This is a genomic window from Actinopolymorpha singaporensis (genome assembly GCF_900104745.1).
Classification (GTDB): domain Bacteria; phylum Actinomycetota; class Actinomycetes; order Propionibacteriales; family Actinopolymorphaceae; genus Actinopolymorpha; species Actinopolymorpha singaporensis.
In genome coordinates this window covers 3,490,097-3,508,110 of sequence record NZ_LT629732.1, presented here as the reverse complement: position 1 = coordinate 3,508,110, position 18,014 = coordinate 3,490,097, and the positions used below count along the sequence as shown (strand labels likewise).

At 71.2% G+C, this 18,014-nt stretch carries 17 protein-coding genes; 5 read left to right on the top strand and 12 right to left on the bottom strand.

Features of this window, described 5'->3' with window-relative positions; genetic code table 11:
- Nucleotides 1-95 precede the first annotated feature (95 nt).
- The gene (locus tag BLU27_RS16025; RefSeq protein WP_157728572.1) at nucleotides 96-935 is read right to left on the bottom strand and encodes a GPR1/FUN34/YaaH family transporter; all 840 of its coding nucleotides are present in this window, start codon (nucleotides 933-935) and stop codon (nucleotides 96-98) included.
- On the opposite strand from BLU27_RS16025, the gene BLU27_RS16020 reads away from it, so the two are divergent.
- Nucleotides 934-1,854 (top strand): PrsW family intramembrane metalloprotease, encoded by a 921-nt coding sequence (locus BLU27_RS16020; protein ID WP_092657779.1) that lies wholly within the window; start codon nucleotides 934-936, stop codon nucleotides 1,852-1,854. The genes BLU27_RS16025 and BLU27_RS16020 overlap by 2 nt on opposite strands.
- Here the strand turns inward: BLU27_RS16020 and BLU27_RS16015 are convergent.
- Entirely contained in the window at nucleotides 1,824-2,660 is an 837-nt protein-coding gene (locus BLU27_RS16015; RefSeq protein WP_092657777.1) for an SCO family protein, read from the bottom strand. The two genes, BLU27_RS16020 and BLU27_RS16015, sit on opposite strands and share 31 nt — an antisense overlap.
- A gap of 115 nt (nucleotides 2,661-2,775) precedes the next feature.
- Between BLU27_RS16015 and BLU27_RS29110 the strand changes: the two genes are divergently transcribed.
- On the top strand, nucleotides 2,776-3,675 hold the full coding sequence (locus BLU27_RS29110) for a cytochrome c oxidase assembly protein (RefSeq protein ID WP_157728571.1): 900 nt from the start codon (nucleotides 2,776-2,778) through the stop codon (nucleotides 3,673-3,675).
- Nucleotides 3,676-4,017: 342 nt separating this feature from the next.
- Here the strand turns inward: BLU27_RS29110 and BLU27_RS29945 are convergent, their stop codons facing one another.
- The 3 genes from BLU27_RS29945 to BLU27_RS16000 all read right to left on the bottom strand — a co-directional run bounded on the left by BLU27_RS29945 (nucleotide 4,018) and on the right by BLU27_RS16000 (nucleotide 8,060).
- Nucleotides 4,018-5,523, bottom strand: a complete 1,506-nt coding sequence (locus tag BLU27_RS29945; RefSeq protein WP_277869310.1) for an FAD-binding and (Fe-S)-binding domain-containing protein — start codon at nucleotides 5,521-5,523, stop codon at nucleotides 4,018-4,020.
- 186 nt (nucleotides 5,524-5,709) lie between these two features.
- Nucleotides 5,710-6,246 (bottom strand): FAD-binding oxidoreductase, encoded by a 537-nt coding sequence (locus BLU27_RS29940; RefSeq protein ID WP_197681450.1) that lies wholly within the window; start codon nucleotides 6,244-6,246, stop codon nucleotides 5,710-5,712.
- Nucleotides 6,246-8,060, bottom strand: a complete 1,815-nt coding sequence (locus tag BLU27_RS16000; protein ID WP_092654499.1) for a thiamine pyrophosphate-requiring protein — start codon at nucleotides 8,058-8,060, stop codon at nucleotides 6,246-6,248. Before BLU27_RS16000 ends, BLU27_RS29940 begins: the two co-directional genes overlap by 1 nt.
- Nucleotides 8,061-8,224: 164 nt before the next feature.
- Between BLU27_RS16000 and BLU27_RS15995 the strand changes: the two genes are divergently transcribed.
- Entirely contained in the window at nucleotides 8,225-9,334 is a 1,110-nt protein-coding gene (locus tag BLU27_RS15995) for an enolase C-terminal domain-like protein (protein WP_092654498.1), read from the top strand.
- Nucleotides 9,335-9,595: 261 nt separating this feature from the next.
- The gene (locus BLU27_RS15990; protein ID WP_092654497.1) at nucleotides 9,596-10,474 is read left to right on the top strand and encodes a sigma-70 family RNA polymerase sigma factor; all 879 of its coding nucleotides are present in this window, start codon (nucleotides 9,596-9,598) and stop codon (nucleotides 10,472-10,474) included.
- Between the two features lie 282 nt (nucleotides 10,475-10,756).
- On the opposite strand, the gene BLU27_RS15985 is transcribed toward BLU27_RS15990, so the two are convergent.
- From BLU27_RS15985 to ccsA, 7 genes are all read right to left on the bottom strand, one after another.
- Nucleotides 10,757-11,260: a DUF6328 family protein gene (locus tag BLU27_RS15985; RefSeq protein WP_092654496.1), complete on the bottom strand. Its 504-nt coding sequence runs from the start codon at nucleotides 11,258-11,260 to the stop codon at nucleotides 10,757-10,759.
- Between the two features lie 227 nt (nucleotides 11,261-11,487).
- Complete coding sequence (locus BLU27_RS15980) at nucleotides 11,488-11,922, bottom strand: cupredoxin domain-containing protein (RefSeq protein ID WP_092654495.1); 435 nt, start codon at nucleotides 11,920-11,922, stop codon at nucleotides 11,488-11,490.
- Entirely contained in the window at nucleotides 11,919-12,875 is a 957-nt protein-coding gene (locus BLU27_RS15975) for a cytochrome c-type biogenesis protein CcmH (protein WP_157728570.1), read from the bottom strand. Before BLU27_RS15975 ends, BLU27_RS15980 begins: the two co-directional genes overlap by 4 nt.
- Nucleotides 12,872-13,429, bottom strand: a complete 558-nt coding sequence (locus BLU27_RS15970) for a TlpA family protein disulfide reductase (RefSeq protein ID WP_092654493.1) — start codon at nucleotides 13,427-13,429, stop codon at nucleotides 12,872-12,874. Before BLU27_RS15970 ends, BLU27_RS15975 begins: the two co-directional genes overlap by 4 nt.
- The gene (locus tag BLU27_RS15965; protein ID WP_092654492.1) at nucleotides 13,426-15,459 is read right to left on the bottom strand and encodes a heme lyase CcmF/NrfE family subunit; all 2,034 of its coding nucleotides are present in this window, start codon (nucleotides 15,457-15,459) and stop codon (nucleotides 13,426-13,428) included. Before BLU27_RS15965 ends, BLU27_RS15970 begins: the two co-directional genes overlap by 4 nt.
- A 19-nt stretch (nucleotides 15,460-15,478) precedes the next feature.
- Nucleotides 15,479-15,907, bottom strand: a complete 429-nt coding sequence (locus BLU27_RS15960) for a cytochrome c maturation protein CcmE (protein ID WP_157728569.1) — start codon at nucleotides 15,905-15,907, stop codon at nucleotides 15,479-15,481.
- Nucleotides 15,908-16,001: 94 nt separating this feature from the next.
- Nucleotides 16,002-16,823 carry a cytochrome c biogenesis protein CcsA gene (gene ccsA / locus BLU27_RS15955; protein ID WP_092654490.1) on the bottom strand — a complete coding sequence of 274 codons (822 nt, stop codon included), beginning with the start codon at nucleotides 16,821-16,823 and terminating at the stop codon, nucleotides 16,002-16,004.
- A 245-nt stretch (nucleotides 16,824-17,068) separates the two neighbouring features.
- On the opposite strand from ccsA, the gene coxB reads away from it, so the two are divergent.
- The gene (gene coxB, locus BLU27_RS29105) at nucleotides 17,069-18,007 is read left to right on the top strand and encodes a cytochrome c oxidase subunit II (protein WP_172804963.1); all 939 of its coding nucleotides are present in this window, start codon (nucleotides 17,069-17,071) and stop codon (nucleotides 18,005-18,007) included.
- The last annotated feature ends 7 nt before the right edge of the window (nucleotides 18,008-18,014 follow it).

The window sequence follows — 18,014 nt, the reverse complement described above, 5'->3', positions numbered from 1 at the left end:
GAGGACTTCGCCGACACGCTGACCGCGCGGATCGACCGGGTCGTGGCGCAGGAGCACCGACCCGGGCAGCCGACCGTCCGCAGAGCTGATCGTTCTCACAACTGCCCGCGTACGCCTGGCTCGCTCGCGACGTGCTCGGCGTCGACGCCGAACGCCGCGGCCTCGGACGTACGGGCGCCTCCGCGGCGCATCAGCGGAGGTACGCCGCGCTGCCCCCGCGCGTCCTGGTAGAGGGCGGCGAACGCGCAGTACAGAGCGCAGGCGCACACCACCAGGCCGACGATGCCGGTGACGGTCTCCCACGCGGGTGCGGAGGTCAGCTGGTAGATCCCGGTGAGCAGGAACCGCAGACCGGCGAGCACGAAGACGATGCAGGGCAGGACCTTGTCCGGCAATCCGACGAGGGCGGGGACCCACAACAGCACGCAGGCACCCACCAGCAGGACGCCGAGGCCGGCGCTCGTCGCGCCCGGCGGGCTGGTGAGCTTGCTCAGGGCGACAGCGGCCCACGTACCGGCCAGTACGCCGAGCGCGGTGGAGGCCACCGGGTCCCGTGCGAGGTAGGCGACCACGGAGCCGACGAACTGCAGCGACACCACGAGCAGGAGCAGGCCGAACGCCACCGCATGTCCCTCGGTCGGCGGGATCCACCCGAGTTCGAGGGCGGCCAGCAGAATGCTCGCCACCGCGAGGGCCAGCAAGCCGGCCGGAAGGGGGTCGCGATCGGCCGCAACATCACGTTGACGGGTGGACCAGGGTGCCCCGGGCCGTCGTCTCTCGTAGTCACCGGTGCGCTGTACCCATACCGACAGTGACGAAACCAGTCGCCCCGTCTGCGGTAGCAGGCGCAGGTCGCTGCGGACGCCGGCGTACCGTTTCATGATCCCGGAGTGGGGCATCACCAGCCGAACCGAGGACGCCGTTGGAGGGCTCATGGTCTCGACAAGCGTGCGCACGCGTAGCCGGCCCCGCCGGCTCTACCTGCGGATCTTCCTCACCGGTCTCCTGCTGTGGCTGATCGCCGTCGCCGTGACCCTGCTCACCTCCAACGCGAACCTCGTGCCGACGGTGGTGCTGCTCGGCAGCTTCCTGATTCCGGTGTCGTTCGTCGCGTGGGCGTTCGAACGCTGGCGGGACGAGGACGTGACCACCGAGCTGGTAGTCACGGCGTTCGTCCTCGGCGGGCTGCTGGGCGTGTTCGGCGCGTCGCTTCTGGAGTCGTACGTCCTTCACCCCTCACCCCTGCTGTTCCTCGGGGTCGGGCTGATCGAGGAGGGCGCCAAGCTCGCGGCGCTGGTCTTCGTCACCCGCCACATGGCCCGCCGGCACACCAGGGACGGCGTCGTGCTGGGCGCGGCGGTGGGCTTCGGGTTCGCGGCGTTCGAGAGCGCGGGGTACGCCTTCAACGCGATGATCACCGAGCAGGGGCTCTCCCTGCCGGCACTCGTCCAGACCGAACTCCTGCGAGGCGTCCTGGCCCCGGTCGGGCACGGGCTGTGGACCGCGATCCTCGGCGGAGTGCTCTTCCACGCGGCCCGCACCGGTCGGGTCCGCTACCTCCGCGGTGCGCTGCCCGTCACGTACATATGGGTGGCGATCCTGCACGCCCTGTGGGACTCCATGCACTCGATCGCACTCGCCCTGACGCTCATCCTGACCGGGTTCTCGGCGAGCAGCTACATGCAGACGGGCTACCTGCCGAAGCCCACCGCCGACCAGATCCGGTTGTTCACCATCCTGTCCATCGGTGGCCTCGCCCTGGTGTCCGTCCTCGGCCTCGCGACGCTGGTCGCGACGTGGCTCAGTGGCAGGGGCGAGCGGACTCAGCCGTCGCCGGCCAGGTCGCGTACGTAGGCCACCGCCTCCTCCACGTCGCGGGCGGTCCACGAACTCGCGCCGCCGGCGGCCGGGTGCGCGAGGTTGTCCCGGCCCTCGTCGTTGAGGTACTCCCGCATGCTGGTGGGCAGCCTGGTGCCGCGGGCGTCGGGGCGTCCGACCGTGATCCACCGCAGCCGGCCGTCCGGGCCGACGATGACGACGACGTCCTGGTGGTGAACGTCGTAGGGGTGATCGACCTTCTTGCCGGTCAGCCAGTCGCGCACCGGCTCGTCGACCGGGACCTTCTCGGTGGTCACCCCGAGGGCCTTCCACATCGCGGTGATCCGCGCCGGGTTTCCGGTGACCAGCAGCCAGTTCGGCAGCGCGCCGTACAGCTTCGCGTAGGCGTGCATCCGTCGTACGGTGTCGCGGGCAGGGTCGACCGTCGGCTCCACGAAAACGACCTTGCCCGACGAATTCGAACGCCGCGCGGCCTGCGCCGCCTGGTGGAGGTTCTGGCTGGTCATCGGGCAGGTTTCCTGGCACATGGTCAGCAGCGGCGCCAGGACGACGATCCTGCCCCGCAGCGATCCAAGGGTCAGGTGCCGGCCGGTCTGGTCGGTCAGCGGTGTGGTGGCGGCGGCCGCGGGCAGCGGCTGGTCCAGCGTGTTGCCGGTGGCCACCGTCCTCGCGGCCTCGGGAGCGTTCCCGCTGTCAGGCGTACGGCCCGTCGGACCGGAGGTGTCCGCTCCCCCGCCGCATCCTGCGACACCGGCCGCGGTGAGGACGAGCGCCGTCAGGACGCCGGCCGCACGACCGAGGGTCACCGGCCGGAAGCGCATGGGCGCGGAACCTTCCTCGTCGCGGTCGTCAGCGTGCCGATGCTACCTGGCGCATCACCCGGCGCCGGCTGGGTACACCTGTGCCGGAAGTGTCCGCAGACGGTGGGAGTGCACCTTGACGACGCATGCCGACCTCCCGCGTCCGACGTGGCACAACGTCCTGCTGGGCACTCCGGACCACTCCCTCTGGCTGGTCGTGTGCGCCGTCGCCGCGGTGGCCTATCTGGCCGCGGTGTACCGCCTGCACCGTCGTGGTGACCACTGGCCGGTACGGCGCACCGCGCTGTGGCTCACCGGGCTGGTGACGATCTACCTGGTGTGCGGCAACGGGTTCGCCCGCTACGCCATGGTGTTGTTCAGCGCCCACATGGCCCAGCACATGATGCTGAACATGTACACGCCGATCCTGCTGGCGCTCGGCGCTCCGGTGACGCTGACCCTGCGGGCTCTGCCGGCCAGAGGAAACCTCGCCGGTGTCCGCCGCGGCCTGGTGCGGGTGCTGCACAGCCGGGCGCTCGCCGTGCTGAGCTCGATGCCGGTGGCGGTGGTGCTGTTCGTCGTCAGCCTGTTCGGCCTCTACTTCACGCCGCTCTTCGCCGTACTGATGTCGAGCACCGCGGGTCACGTCGGCATGCAGGTCCACTTCCTGATCACCGGCTACCTGTTCTTCTGGATTCTCGTCGGTCCGGACCCGGGCCCGCGCCGGCCCCCGCCGATGGTGAGGTTCCTCGCCATCCTGCCGGTGGGCGCCATGCATGCCCTGTTCGCCGTCACGGTGGCCTTCGCCCATCACATCTTCGGCGAACCGTTCATCAGCGAGGTGCGGCCGCACTGGTCCTCGGTCCAGTGGGACCAGACCCTCGGTGGCGGCATCGCCGGCGGGTTCGCCGAACTCCCCATGGGCACGGTCGCGGTCCTGTGCTTACTTCAGTGGTGGAACGCCGCCGAGGCCAGGATGCCGTCCACGCCGGGTGAGCTCGTGGTCGACCCTCCTTCCTCCACCCGGGCACGGTGAGCGACGGGCCGGTCCGGCAGCGCTCCCCCGTTTCCCGCAGCGGGCGTTGGGTACTACTCCACTCCTGCCGAGGCGGTGGGGGCCGTCGTGACCGCGGAAGGGCCCAGGAGGAGTCATGCCCACCAGGGACGAAGTACGACGACTGGTGGACGAGGGCGTGAGCTACGAGGACGTCGCCGCCCGGTTCGGCATCACGCCCGGCCTGGCGTACCTCATCGCCACCGGCCTGTCCGCCGACGGTTCGGATGCACCGAGCGCCACGACGAGCCGGCAACGGCCCGGGCATCTGCCCACCAGCCAGCACCTCGCCAACCCGCAGCCCTCGACTGCCCGGCAGCGACCTCAGCCCGGTCCCGTCTCCGGCCGCTTGGTGTCGGCGCCCTTGCGGCCGCGCGCCCGGGCGAGCGCGATGACTTCGGCGATGTGCAGCGCCTTCCTGCCGGTGCGGGCCTGGGCGATCTGGGTCTTGCAGGAGAAGCCGTTCGCCACCACGAGCTTGCGCGGGTCCGCGTCACGCACGGCCGGCAGCAGGGCCTCCTCGCCGCACTGCATCGAGATGTCGTACTTGCCCTTCTCGAAGCCCCACGAACCTGCAAGTCCGCAGCACCCTCCGCTGAGCGGCTCGGCGCTGACTCCCATGCGTTCCAGCAACTTCTGCTCCGGATCGATGCCGCCGGTGGCGCGGTGGTGGCAGTGCCCCCACAGCAACGCCTCACCGTCGAGCCGGGGTACCTTCACGTCGAACGTCTCGAAGAACTCCGCGAAGTGGTAGGAGTTCTGCTCCAGCCGGGCCGCGTCGTCGTCGTGCGGCAGCATGCCGCGCAGCTCGTCCTTGAACAGTGCTGCGGCCGGCCAGTGCGGGTTGCGGGTGCCGCCGCGTTCGGCGTACCAGCGTTGCAGACTCTGCGGGGCGAACCTGGGCAACCTCCGCTTGCGGTCGATCCCACCCGCGAGTTTCACCAACCTGCGTACGCCGATCGTCTGCGTCGCCAGGTTGACCAGCTCCGGTGCCCGGGTGGCCAGCCGGGCCGCCTGGTCGATGAACCCGAACGCGTACGCGTAGCGCGGGCGCCAGCGCCGCAGCGAACGGTAGTGGTGGTGCAGGAACTCCGCCTTGTACGTCGGGATGTCGACGTTGACCGGACAGTCGTTCGTACATCCCTTGCAGGCAAGGCAGAGGTCCAGCGCCTCGGCGACCTCCTTCGACTGCCAGCCGTCGGTGACCACCTCGCCCTGCAGCATCTCGAACAGCAACCGGGCCCGCCCGCGCGTGCTGTGCTTCTCCTCACGGGTGACCCGGTAGCTCGGGCACATCGTCTGGGTCGCGTCCGGCACCCGGCACTTGCCCACGCCGACGCAGCGCAGCGCCGCGTGCGCGAAGTCGCCGCCGTCGTCGCTGTAGGCGAACTCCACCTCCGGCCGCGGGGGGTTGTAGTTGGTGCCCAGGCGGAGGTTCCGGTCCAGGCGGTACGGGTCGACGACCTTGCCCGGGTTCATCTTCCAGTCCGGGTCCCAGATGAGCTTGAACTCCCGCGTCGCCTGCACGAGGGTCGGGCCGTACTGGCGCTCGAGCAGCTCCGCCCGCTGCTGCCCGTCGCCGTGCTCACCCGACAGTGTCCCGCCGTAGGAGGTCACCAGGTCGGCTGCCTCCTCCATGAAGGCCCGGTAGTCGCGCACCCCGACGGCCGTTCGCAGGTCGAAGCTGATCCGGGAGTGGATGCAGCCCTCACCGAAGTGGCCGTACATCGCACCGACCAGGCCGTGCTTCGCATACAGTGCGCGCAGGTCGCGGACATAGTCCGCGATCCGCAGCGGCAGTACGGCCGAGTCCTCCCAGCTGCTCGGCAGCGTCCGGCAGGTCGTCGTACTGCACCACCACCATGGTGCGATGCAGCAGCGCCGGCGTCAGTTTCAGCCGGCGCTGCTCGTCGAGGTTGTAGCCGGACACCCGGCGGGGAAGCTTGTCCACCGGGACGTAGCCGGCTCGGATGTCGTCGGCGTTGCGGTCGCGCAGATCGCGAAGCTGGGCGTAGATCAGTGGATCCCGCAGGAGTTGTTGCCGAGGTTGCCGCCGATCGTGCACCGGGAGTGCGACGACGGGTCGGGCCCGAAGATCAACCCCTGCTTGCCGGTGTGCTTGTTCAGCTGCTCGTTGATCACCCCGGTCTGGGCAGCGACCGTACGCCCGTCGACGTCCAGTTCCTCGATCCCGGTGAGGTACTTGGAGAAGTCGATGACGACCGCGGTGTTGACCGTCTCCCCCGACAGGCTGGTGCCACCGCCCCTGGACAGCAGCGGCGCGCCGTAACGGTGGCAGGCCACCGCCGTCGCCACCACGTCGTCGAGCGTACGCGGGACCACCACGCCGATCGGGACCTGGCGGAAGTTGGAGGCGTCCGAGGCGTACATCGCCCGGGTGCCGTCGTCGAAGCGCACCTCACCCTTGACGTGCCGGCGCAGGTGCCGCTCCAACCCCACGACGTTCACCTGGTCGGCCCCGACAATCCCGGTCGCGAACCGCGGATCGGGGTGCGCCGGGACCGACACCGTCCGGTTCCGCGTGATCGGCATCATCGGACCCCGCCCGGCAGTAGGTGCCGGCGGATGGACTCGGTGAACTCGTGGCCCTTCTGCTTGGTGCCCTTGACGGCGATTCCGACAGCCTCCGGGTCACCCTTGCGCAGCGCCTGCGCCGCCTTCTTGGCCTGCATCTTCATGAAGTGCGGCGGGACCGGCGGTATCTCCGGGTCCACCACGACCTCGAGGACCGCCGGGCCTCCGGCGGAGAGCACCTCGTCCCACGCCGCGCCGATGCGCTTGGGACTGTCGCACCTGACGCCGGTGAAGCCGAGCAGCTTCGCGAACTCGGCGTACGGCACGTCCGGGATCCGCTGTGTCCCCTCGAACTTCGGGTCACCTGCCATTGCCCGCTGTTCCCAGGTCACCTGGTTGAGATCCTGGTTGTTGAACACGCAGAAGACGAGCGGAGCGTCGCCGATCCGGTCGCGGTAGCGCTTCACCGTGATCAGCTCCGCCATGCCGTTCATCTGGAAGACGCCGTCACCGATGAGCGCGATGACCGGCCGGTCGGGATAGCTGAACCGCGCGCTGATGGCGTACGGCGTGCCCGGGCCCATCGTGGCGAGGTTCCCGGCCAGCGACGCCATCATTCCCTCGCGCAGCCTGAGGTGGCGGGCCCACCAGTTCGCCGCCGTACCGGCGTCGGTGGTGACGATGGTGTCGTCCGGCAGCCGCTCGGAGAGTTCGTGCACCACCAGCTCGGGGTTCAGCGGGTCGGCCTTGTCGTGGGCGCGGTCGTCGAGAACCCTCCACCACTCGGCCACCTCGCCCTCGATCTTCTTCCGCCAGCTGCGGTCCTCCTTACGCCGCAACAGCGGGATGAGCTCCTTCAGCGTGCTCTTCGCGTCGCCGACCAGGTGGGAGTCCATCGGGTAACGTACGCCGATCATCTTGCCGTCCAGGTCGATCTCGACGCCCTTGCACTGACCTTCCTGGGGCAGCCACTCGGCGTACGGGAAGCTGGTGCCGATCATGAACAGCGTGTCCGCGTCCCGCATCATCTCGTAGCTCGCGGTCGAGCCCAGCAGGCCGATGGGTCCGGTGGAGTACGGCAGGTCGTCGGGCAGCACCGCGCGGCCCAGTGAGGTCTTCGCGATCCCGGCGCCGAGGAGTTCGGCTGCCTCGACCACCTCGTCGGCGGAGTCGCTGGCTCCCTGCCCCACCAGCATGGCCACCTTCTGCCCCTGGTTGAGGATGTCCGCGGCCACCCTGATCTCGGTCTCCGGCGGGATGACGCGCGGCTTGGTCCAGCCCACGCTGGTGTAGACAGCACCGTGCTGGCGTGGGGGCGAGGGCTGCGCCTCCTCCTCGGCCACGTCTTCGGGAACGATGATCGTCGCGACCGTCCGGTTGTTCAGGGCGACCTTGCACGCCCGGTCGACCAGTTGGCGTGCCTGTGCCGGGTGCATGCAGGTCTGCAGGAAGTCCGCGGAGACGTCCTTGTAGAGGCTGTTCGGGTCGATCTCCTGCTGGTAGCCCGACCCGAGCGCGATGCGTTTCTGCTGGCCGATGATCGCCACCACCGGCTGGTGGTCGAGCTTCGCGTCGTACAGGCCGTTCAGCAGATGGATGGTGCCACCTCCGGACGTCGCCATGCAGCAGCCGATCCCGCCGGTGAACTTGGCGTGGGCCGTCGCCATGAAGGCGCCCATCTCCTCGTGGCGGGGCTGGATGATCTCGGGGTCACCGTCGGCCCGGTCGAGCGCGCCGAGGAACGCGTTGATGCCGTCGCCGGGGTAGCCATAGATGCGGTGGATGCCCCACGCCCGCAGGCGTTCGAGTATGAAGTCGGCGGTGAGTGGCATTGGTCCCTCCGAATCTGTGGAAGTGCGAGGAGTCGCTCCGTACCCGTCGAGCCCGGAAGGATGCCGTGAGTCGCCCGTCCTGCCCGTCTTCCGCGGATGGCACCAGCAGTGCATGGACCGCATCCCGGTGGGTACGTCGCGTACCCCTGGGAAAGGAGAGGTGCATGGCGACCGCGACGGACCCGCCCGTGACCGAGATCGAGACCCGTGCCTACACCATCCCTACCGACGCCCCCGAGGGCGACGGGACTCTGACCTGGGACTCGACGACACTCGTCCTGGTCCGGGTCACCGGTGGCGGGCAGACCGGGGTCGGCTGGACATACGGGCCATCGGCTGCCGCCGACGTCATCCGCGGGAAGCTCGCCGGCGTCGTACGCGGCCGGAGCCTGCTGGATGTTCAGGCCGGCTACCACGCGATGGTGGCGGCGGTGCGCAACGCCGGCCGTCCGGGTCTGGTGTCGATGGCGATCGCCGCGGTCGACACCGCGTGGTGGGACCTGCGGGCGAGGGTGCTGGGGCTCCCCCTGCACCGACTGCTCGGCGCCGGGGCCGGTGCGTCCGTGCCTGTCTACGGCAGCGGCGGCTTCACGACGTACGACGACCGCCAACTGGTGCAACAGTGCGAGGAGTGGCTGCAGCTCGGCGTCTCGTACGCCAAGATCAAGATCGGCGAGTCGTGGGGGACGAACACCGCCCGAGACCTCGCCCGGATGCGCCTGGCCCGGCAGACCCTCGGCGACGACGTCGAACTCTTCGTCGACGCCAACGGCGCGTACGCACCCAAGGAGGCCGCGCGCCTCGCGGCGGCGGCCGAGGACCTGCGGCTCACCTGGTTCGAGGAGCCGGTCACCTCCGACGACCTCGACGGGCTGCGGTGGGTACGCGACCACGTGGAGCCCGACGTGACGGCGGGTGAGTACGGCTACGACCTCACGTACTTCGAGCGCATGTGCGCCGCCGGCGCGGTCGACTGCCTGCAGGTGGACGTCAGCCGGTGTGGTGGCATCACCGAGTGGCTGCGGATCGCCGCCGTCGCCGCCGCGCACCACCTGCCCGTCTCGGGCCACTGCGCCCCGGCCCTGCACCTGGCGGTAGCGGCCGCGACGCCACACCTGCGGCACGTGGAGTACTTCCACGACCACGTCCGGATCGAGTCGATGTTCTTCGACGGCCCGGTAACGGCGAGCGAGGGGGCACTGCACCCCGACGACGCCCCGGGCAACGGCCTGTCGTTCAGGGAGTCCGACGCGGAGCAGTTCCGCGTGAGCTGAGAACCGGGCCCGCTCGCAGCATCGAGGTGGGAAGACCTACGGGTGCCATGTGCCCCGGGTCTTCCCACCTCGCGCTGTCGGCTGGTGCGCCTCAGCCGTCCTCGCGGTTACCGCGGGCCAATCTTCTCGGGTCGCAATAGTTGCGAATGCGCATTCATCCTCTAGCGTAGGAGGCGGCCGCCACGGGACACGGGGAGGCGCACCGCGCCGCGGCGCGTCGGCGGCCTCGGCAGGCACGGCACGACCTCGAGGACGATGCCCATGGACCAGCCCCGGACCGCCGCCGGAAGCGACGCGGACGACACGCCGCCAGACGATCCCCTGGAGCGCGAGACCGCGCGTCTCTACCATCGACTCGCCGTCGACCCGGCCTCGGAGCAGCTGCGAAGACAGGTGTACGACGAGGTCGTCTGCATGCACCTCGACCTCGCCCGTGCACTGGCGAGGAGGTTCCGTGGCCGCGGCATCGCCGACGAGGACCTCGAACAGGTGGCCTGCACCGCCCTGGTCCAGGTGGTGCACAGCTACGACGTGAGCCACGGCGAAGGTTTCCTCGCGTTCGCCGTACCGAGCATCACCGGCACGCTGAAGCGGCACTTCCGCGACCGCGGCTGGACGGTCCGGCCGCCCCGGCGCCTGCAGGACCTCCAGCTGCGGATCCGCGGCGCGGAGGAGGATCTGTGCAACCGGCTGGGGCGCTCCCCAAGGCCCCGGGAGATCGCCGAGTACCTCGGCGCCGACCTCGGTGACGTCATCGAGTCGCTGACCGCGCACGGCTGCTTCTCCCCCGCCTCGCTGGACCGCCCTCTCGGCAACGACCCGGACCCCGCCGGGCCGACACTGGGCGACCGGCTGATGTCGGCCAGGGACGAGCTGGCCGCCGCTGAGGCAAGAACCGTCCTCCGCCCCGTGGTGGCCCGGCTGAACCCGAGGGACAAGAAGATCCTGCGGTTGCGGTTCTTCGAGCAACGCACGCAACAGGAGATCGCCGACAGCATCGGCGTGAGTCAGATGCAGGTGTCCCGGCTCATCAACCGCATCCTGCGCGACCTGCGCCACGGCATCGTCGGCGACGAGCAAGACGGCGTTGGCAGGACGGACAGGATGGGCAGCATGAGTGGCCGGGTCGCCAGTGGCTGACGAGCCGGACCGAGGTTCCCCCGCCCCGTGAAGAACGTGGTGACCGCGAACCAGGCCAGGCGCCGCCGACCGGCGTTCAGCCGGGGCGGCGCGCTCCGACCACCGCGCCCACTCCCCCGAGCACCGCCCCGCGCCGGCCATCAGCCAGGTCCCGGTTGGCCGACGCCCACGACCAGGGGCCCCGGGCATGCGCCAGTGGGAACCCGGTCGACGCTCGTACCCGGACGTTTGCGCGAAACGGCGTACCGAGTGACGGTCGGTCCCGGCCACGCCGAGGCAGGGCTACGAAGGACCGTCCCCGGCGCGTTCGCGGGGCGACCGGTCCGGCGTCGGTGCGGTGGCCGCACGACGCTGCTTCACCAGCGGTACGCCACCCCACACGCCCAGATAGACCAGCAGGCCGACCACTGCGGCAACGATGCCGGCCCCGTCACCGACGACGACATCGAAGATCAGCCAGACCACACCGACGGCGGCGAGCCCGGACAGCACCAGCCCGGCTCGGGCGCACCGGTTGCCCGCCATGACCAGCCATTCCTTCTCCTGCTGGCGAAACAGTGTGCGGTGGTAGTTCACCGGAGCGAGCACGAGAACCGTGGCCAGCACCGACGTGGCCAGGACGGCGAGGTAGATGCGAACCTGTCCCGGCTCGAGGGAGCTGAAGCGTTGCTGGAACGGCAGGGACACGAGGAACGCGGTCAGAATCTGCAACCCCGTCTGGGCGACGCGCAACTCCTGCAGCAGCTCGTTCCAGTTGCGGTCTCGCGCGGTCGTCTCCTCGGACATACTCACCCTCTGCCGTGAATCCACCATCGCCGACCGAGCGCTCGATGAGCGCCGACCGGGGCCGGAGGTGTGGGTGCTCGCCCTTCCCCGGCTCCCGGCGTCGGCCAGTATCCACCGCGCGGCCGCCTCTCGCATCAGACAGGGAATCGCTGCGTAGACGTGAAAACGCTGCGTGCACAGGGCGAACGCGCTCCGGTACGACACCGGCGTCCGGGCCGCCGGCGGGTTCAGCGGCCGCCGGTGACGGGTAGTTTCGTCCGCATGCCCTGCGCCTTGTGCCCGGGCTCGGAGCACCACAGCGTCAGGGTCTCTCCTGCCTCGGTGCGTACGGTCAACCTGGCCTGCTCCCCCGGCTCCAGGGTCGCTGTGTGCCGGGTACCGCGCCGGCCGCGCACCACGAGGTCGTGCTCGGTCCCTCCGGCGTTGGTGACCTGGAAGGTCACGCGCCCCGCGGGCACCTTCGCCGCCGACGTCACGATCGTCCATTCGGTCAGCCCCACCCGGACCGAGCGGGCCGTCGCGGGCGCACGGTCGGCCGGCGCGTGGTCGGCCGCCGCCTCCATCCCCATCCCCGTGTCATCGGAGGCGCAGGCCCCTGTCGCCAGGGAGAGGGCCAGGACGGCACCCACCGCGAGAGCCCGCCATCGGCTCGCCGCGGTCACGAGGTGTCCTTCAGCAGCCGGCGTACCTGGGCGGCGGCCGGGTGGTTTGGTGCCACCCGCAGAAAGGTACGCAGTGTGCTCGCCGCCGCCGGGTCGTTCTGCCGACGCTGGGCGAGTCCGAGGACAAGCAGGGCCATCGGCCGGTCAGGCCCGGACTTCGCGGCGGTCGCCCGCACCATCCGGCCGGCCTCGCCGGCGTGATTCGTACGCAGCAGGTCGAACGCGAGCTGCGTGCGCACCGACTCGGCGTCCGGGCGTTGCTTCAGCGCCTCGCGGTACGCCTTCACCGCCTCGTCGTACTTCTGCTGGTCCTCCCACGACCGCGCCAGCGACACCCAGTCCTCGAAGCCCAGTTGGGGTTCTGCCGGGGCCGAGGACGCCGCCGGGGACTCGGCCGGGGCCTGGCGCGGAGTGCTCGCCCAGACCGTGACCGGCACCGCGGCGCCGACGGCCAGGAACGCCACCGAAGCGACGGCCACCCGCCGAGGCGACAGGGCCGTGGCGGCCTTCGGGTCCGGGTCCTGCGCATCCGGGTCCGGCGCGTCCGTACCCTCCGCCGTGCGCCGGCGCTGGGCGGCCACCCACGCTCCCGCGCCGAGCACCACGGCAGCCGCCGGCACCACCCACAGCAGCAGGCCGATGCCACGGGCGGGCGGCACCAACAGGATCTGGTCGCCGTACCGGGACACGAACCACTCCCGCACCTGGTCCGGCGTACGCCCGGCGTGCAGCTGGATCCGGATCTGCCGGCGCATGCTGGTGGCCAGGGGCGCGTTGGACGCGGCCACGGACTCGCCGTTGCAGGTCGGGCAGCGAAGCCCCTCGGCCACCTGGTCCACCTGCCTGCTCAGCGGCTGCTCGGCCGCGTTGCGCCCGACGACCACGGCGGCGGCCACCGCGACGGCCACCGCCACGACCGCGACCAGCAGCAGACCCCGAAGCCGGCTGTTCATGCCGAACCCCACCTGGCCAGCTGGGTGTCCAGCCAGTCCTTGGTCAGCGGCCCGGTCCACCGGGCGCGGACCTTTCCGTCCTGGTCGACGACGAACGTCTCGGGGATGCCGGTGGCGCCCCAGGAAACGGCGAGGTCGCCGTACGGGTCGAGCACCGTGAGCAGGCCGGTGGCGTCCACCTCCTTCAGCAGGCTGCGCGCCGCCACCGGGCCGTCCTTGGTGTTGACGGTGACCACGCGTACGCCCCTGGGCTTCCACCGCTGGGCGGTCGCGGCCAGTAGGGGGAGCTCGTTGCGGCAGGGTCCGCACCAGGAGGCCCAGACGTTCACCAGCGTCACCTTCGCGCCGCCGGGCCGGAGCCGGTAGTGCCCGCCGTCGAGGGTACGGCCGCTCAGCTCCGGTGCCGGGTGGCCGGCGAGCGGGGAGCCTACCGCCCCGCCGGAGGAGTCGGTCGAGGACGCACCGGGCCGGGTGAGAGCCGAGCCGAGCAGACCGCCGCCACCGGCCAGCGTGACCAGGCAGACCGTGGCGATGATCGCGCGCCGGAACCTCATCTGCCGGTTCCTTCCAGCGCGAGTTCGGGCTCGGGCTCGGGCCCGGCGTCGGGCGCCTTCTCCCGCGCCGCCTCCTCGGGGGCGCGGCGCCGCCTGCGCCTGGGCCACGCGGCGAGGATCGAGCCGAGCACCATGACGGTGCCACCGGCCCAGATCCAGCCGACCAGCGGGTTCACGGCGAGGCGAAGGGTGGCCGACTTCCCGGACTCCTCCGCCGAGAGCAGCGTGACGTAGACGTCCCCGCCGAGCCCGCTGACCGTCACCGGGGTGGCGACGGTCATGTCGTGGCCGGGGAAGTACCGCAGTGCGGGCGCGATCACCGCACCGCCCGCACCGCCCGCACCGTCCAGCCGCAGCCGGGCGGCGGTGCGCATCTCCCCGCCGGTCCGCTCGCGGTCGACCTTCTCCAACCGGACGTGGTGCCCGGCGAAGGCGGCCTGTTCACCAGGGTGCAGGGTGCGTTCGGACGCGGAGGTGTACGCCGAGGAGGCCGCGACGCCGACGGCGACGAGCACCACCGCCACGTGGACCAGCAGCCCGGCCGCCCGTCGGCGGTGCGGGCTCCACCAGGTGCCCACCGCGCGGACCCAGCCGGCACCTGCGCGGGCCCGGGTCTGGCGTACGTCCCCGACCACGTCGACGACCACGCTCGCCACGACGAGGGTTGCCAGGCCGAACGTGAGCAGGGTCATCGTGCCGCCGCCCGCGGTCAGCGCGGTCACGACCACCGCCGCCGCGCCGGCGACGACCGGAAGGGCCATCCGGCGCAGCAGCCGCCCGGCGTCGTCACCACGCCAGCGAACGAGCGGGCCGAGCGCCATCAGCAGCAACAGGACGAGGCAGATCGGCACCGCCATCCGGTTGTAGTACGGCGGCCCCACCGACAGCTGCTGACCGGTGGTCCACTCGGCGAGCAGGGGGAAGACCGTCCCGAACAGCACGGTCACGGTCAGCGCCACCAGCACCACGTTGTTGGCAAGGATCGCCGAACCGCGAGACAGCGGCGCGCCGACCGGCCGTGGGGTGCCGAGCCGGTCCGCGCGCAGGAGAACGAGCGCGACCACCCCGGCCGCCAGCGCCGCGAGGAAGCCGAGCAGCACCGGCCCCACGCCGGAGTCGGCGAACGAGTGCACGCTCGCGGTCACCCCGGAGCGGGTGAGGAACGTACCCAGGCAGGCGAGCAGGAACGCGGCGACGGAGAGGGAGAGGTTCCAGACGGGCAGGGCCTGCCGGCGCCGCTGGACCATGCTGGAGTGCAGCAGCGCGGTCGCGACCAGCCAGGGCAGCAGGGAGGAGTTCTCCACCGGGTCCCAGGCCCAGTAACCGCCCCAGCCGAGGACGGCGTAGGACCACCAGGCGCCCATCACGATCCCGGCGGTGAGCGCCGTCCAGGCGACCACGGCGTAGCCACGGACGGCCGCGAGCCAGCGGCGGTCGAGCTTGCCGGTGATCAGGCCCCCGACCGCGAACGCGAACGGCACCGCCATCCCGACCAGGCCGGTGTAGAGCAGCGGCGGATGTATCCCCATCGCCGGGTGGTCGGTGAGCAGCGGGTTCGGGCCGGGTCCGTCCGAGGGCGCCGGCGACACCCGCTCGAAGACGTGGCCGGTGAACAGCGCCAGGCCGAAGAAGAACGCCGCCACCGCGGACAGCACGGTGGTCGCCCAGCTGTGCAGGTCGCCGAGCCCGGGCATGCGGCGCAGCGCGACCACGGCCACGAAGCAGCTGAGCAGGAAGACCCACAGGAGCAGCGAGCCGTCGTGCGCGGCCCACAGACTGGTGAACGTGTAGTACGCCGACGTGGCCCGGCTGCCGTTCTCGGCGACGAAGCGGACGGAGAAGTCGTGGGAGAGCAGCGCCCACTCCGCGGCGCCGATCGCGCCCGCGGCGCCGAGCAGCGAGACGACCGCCGGCCACCGGGCCGGCGGGTCGGGACTGCCGGTCGCGGCGGCCCAGGCCCACAGCCCCACCGACGCGAGCGCGGAGCAGAACCCGAGGGTGAGTGCGAAGGTGCCGAACCACGCCGTCATGTCCGAGGGTGCACCTGCCTCACTGGTCTTCGGCCTGCCGGCTCGGGTTGGACGCGCGGTACTGGTTGGAGTGGCGTACGAGAACCCGGTCGGCGCGGAAGCGCCCGTGCGGGTCGACTCGCCCCTCCACCACGGCTCCCTGCCCGGCGCGGAAGGTGCGCGGCAGCGTCCCGTCGGTCACCACGTCGAGATCATGGGCGCCGTCTGTCAACTCGAACCTGACGGCGCTTCCGCTGCCGCTCAGGGTGCCCTTGACGACCAGGCCTCCGACCCGCAGGTGCTGGTCGCGCAGGGCCGGTTGGGTGGCCACCTCAGTCGGCGTCTTGTAGTACGTCAGCGTCCCCTCGAACCCGCTCGCCGCCACCACGCCGACACCGACGACCAGCACCAGGCCGAGCAGCGCGAGCCGCCCACGCCCGGGCCGTCGCCAGCCGCCGAGCCGGCTCACCGCCTGCTCCGCCGGGTCCGTCCGCCGAGCACGACGTAGAACGCCCAGACGGCCGCGGCCACCGCGTAACCGCACGCGACCAGGACCCAGCCGCTCACGTCGGCTCACCTGCCCCCGCGGGCACGGGCGCGGCGGGAACGACGTCCGCGGCGGGCGAGACGGCAGCGGGTGCAGCGGGTGCAGGGGGTGCGGCGTCCCGCCCCCGCTCCGCGACCGGAGCCGCGGGCATCTCGGCAGGCCCTTCGACGAGCGCCGGGACCCGGCGGCGCACGAACCACAGCGCCGTCGTGGTGAACGCGAGGACCGAGGTCAGCAGCGCGGCCAGCATCAGCGGCTCGATCGGCGGGGCGGACACCTCAGGCCGCAGCAGCGTCGGCGGCTGGTGGATGGTGCGGAACCACAGCACGGAGAAGTGCACCAGCGGGACCACGGCGAACGCGGCCAGTCCGAGCACCGCGGACCGGCGCGCCCTCCGCACGGGTTCGCCCGGCAGGCCGCGCACCGCGAGGTAGCCGGCGTAGAGCACCAACATCAAGGCGGTGGTCACCAGGCGGGGGTCCCAGGTCCACCAGGTGCCCCAGGCGGAGTGGCCCCACATGCTGCCCTCGGCGATCGCGAGGGCGGTCATCCCGACGCCGAGCTCGGCACACGCACGTGCCAGGGCGTCCCACCGCCGCCCGCCCCGGGTGAGCACCATCGCGCTGGCGGCGGCCACCACGAAGAACATCAGGAACGCCGTCCAGGCGGCCGGCACGTGGACGTACATCAGCCGCTGGGCCTGTCCCTGGATGGCGTCGGGCGGTGCGGCGACCAGCGACAGTACGGTCGCGGCCACCGCTGTGGTCACCGCCACCGCCCCGAGCCGCGTCCGTCGGTGCGCCCGTACCGGCCGCGGCGTGTCGTGGGAGCGTTCCATTCGCCCCTCCTCCTGTGCTCGGCGCCGAACTCCGTCCGTGGGTCAATGTCGGCTACCCGCAGACGCGGATTTCATTCGCCTTCCCGGCCACGGATTTCGGGCGGATCGCTCCCAGAGGCGTTTACAACCGGATCAAGGTGGTACTCCCCTGGCCAGCAACCACCTCGACCCTGTCTGGGAGGACCACGTTGCGAAGGCACCGACGTGCGGCCGTCCTGGTAAGTGGCCTCCTCCTCGTCTCGTCGGTGTCCGCCTGCGACGGCCGAAGTCCCTCGGCCCTGTCGCCGTTCGGGCAGAAGGCCGGCCAGGTCGCCTGGAGCTGGTGGATCCTCTTCGCCGTCGCGCTCTTCTTCTGCGTCGTGGTGATCGCCATGGCGGTGTTCGCCGCGATCTTCCGGCGGAGGACGGACAAGGTGCGCACGGGCGAGGCACGCGGCTTCGTCATCGCGTTCGGTGTGGTCGTTCCCGCAATCGTGCTGGCCGCGACGTTCGCGCTGAGCGTCGGCAGCATCGCCGCCGACTCCCAGCCGAAGACCGCTCCCAAACTGACAGTGGAGGTGACCGGCCACCAGTGGTGGTGGGAGGTCCGCTACGCGGGTACGACAGCGGTCACCGCGAACGAGATCCACATCCCGGTCGGAAAGCCCGTACGCCTGCAGCTGCGCAGTGCCGACGTGATCCACAGCTTCTGGGTGCCCCAGCTGATGCCGAAGATGGACCTGCTGCCGAACCGCGTCAACCGCACCTGGATCTCGGCGGACAAGGCGGGCACCTACCGCGGGCAGTGCGCGGAGTACTGCGGACTCGAACACGCGCACATGGCGTTCTCGGTGGTCGCCGAACCCGAGGCGAAGTTCCGCCGGTGGCTCGCGACGCAGAGCGAGGGAGTCCGCGCGGCGACGAGCGCGACGCGGCGTCAGGGTGAGCGGGTTGTCACCACCTCCTCGTGCGCGACCTGCCACACCCTCCGCGGCACTTCCGCGAACGGCAAGCTCGGCCCGGACCTCACCCATGTGGGCAGCCGCGAGAGGCTCGCAGGAGGGGCGATTCCGAACGACTTCGGCCACATGGCCGGCTGGGTCGCGAACTCCCAGACCGTCAAGCCGGGCAACAAGATGCCGCCGCAGCCGCTGTCACCGCGTGACCTGAAAGCGGTCGTGACCTACCTGCAGAGTCTGGAGTAGATCCGCG

What these genes read in the sequence shown, in the direction of transcription:
- BLU27_RS16020 (WP_092657779.1), top strand. Translation starts at nt 934, where the DNA reads ATGGTCTCGACAAGCGTGCGCACGCGTAGCCGGCCCCGCCGGCTCTAC.
- BLU27_RS16025 (WP_157728572.1), bottom strand. Translation starts at nt 935, where the DNA reads ATGAGCCCTCCAACGGCGTCCTCGGTTCGGCTGGTGATGCCCCACTCC.
- BLU27_RS16015 (WP_092657777.1), bottom strand. Translation starts at nt 2,660, where the DNA reads ATGCGCTTCCGGCCGGTGACCCTCGGTCGTGCGGCCGGCGTCCTGACG.
- BLU27_RS29940 (WP_197681450.1), bottom strand. Translation starts at nt 6,246, where the DNA reads ATGCCGATCACGCGGAACCGGACGGTGTCGGTCCCGGCGCACCCCGAT.
- BLU27_RS16000 (WP_092654499.1), bottom strand. Translation starts at nt 8,060, where the DNA reads ATGCCACTCACCGCCGACTTCATACTCGAACGCCTGCGGGCGTGGGGC.
- BLU27_RS15995 (WP_092654498.1), top strand. Translation starts at nt 8,225, where the DNA reads ATGGCGACCGCGACGGACCCGCCCGTGACCGAGATCGAGACCCGTGCC.
- BLU27_RS15990 (WP_092654497.1), top strand. Translation starts at nt 9,596, where the DNA reads ATGGACCAGCCCCGGACCGCCGCCGGAAGCGACGCGGACGACACGCCG.
- BLU27_RS15985 (WP_092654496.1), bottom strand. Translation starts at nt 11,260, where the DNA reads ATGTCCGAGGAGACGACCGCGCGAGACCGCAACTGGAACGAGCTGCTG.
- BLU27_RS15975 (WP_157728570.1), bottom strand. Translation starts at nt 12,875, where the DNA reads ATGAACAGCCGGCTTCGGGGTCTGCTGCTGGTCGCGGTCGTGGCGGTG.
- BLU27_RS15970 (WP_092654493.1), bottom strand. Translation starts at nt 13,429, where the DNA reads ATGAGGTTCCGGCGCGCGATCATCGCCACGGTCTGCCTGGTCACGCTG.
- BLU27_RS15965 (WP_092654492.1), bottom strand. Translation starts at nt 15,459, where the DNA reads ATGACGGCGTGGTTCGGCACCTTCGCACTCACCCTCGGGTTCTGCTCC.
- ccsA (WP_092654490.1), bottom strand. Translation starts at nt 16,823, where the DNA reads ATGGAACGCTCCCACGACACGCCGCGGCCGGTACGGGCGCACCGACGG.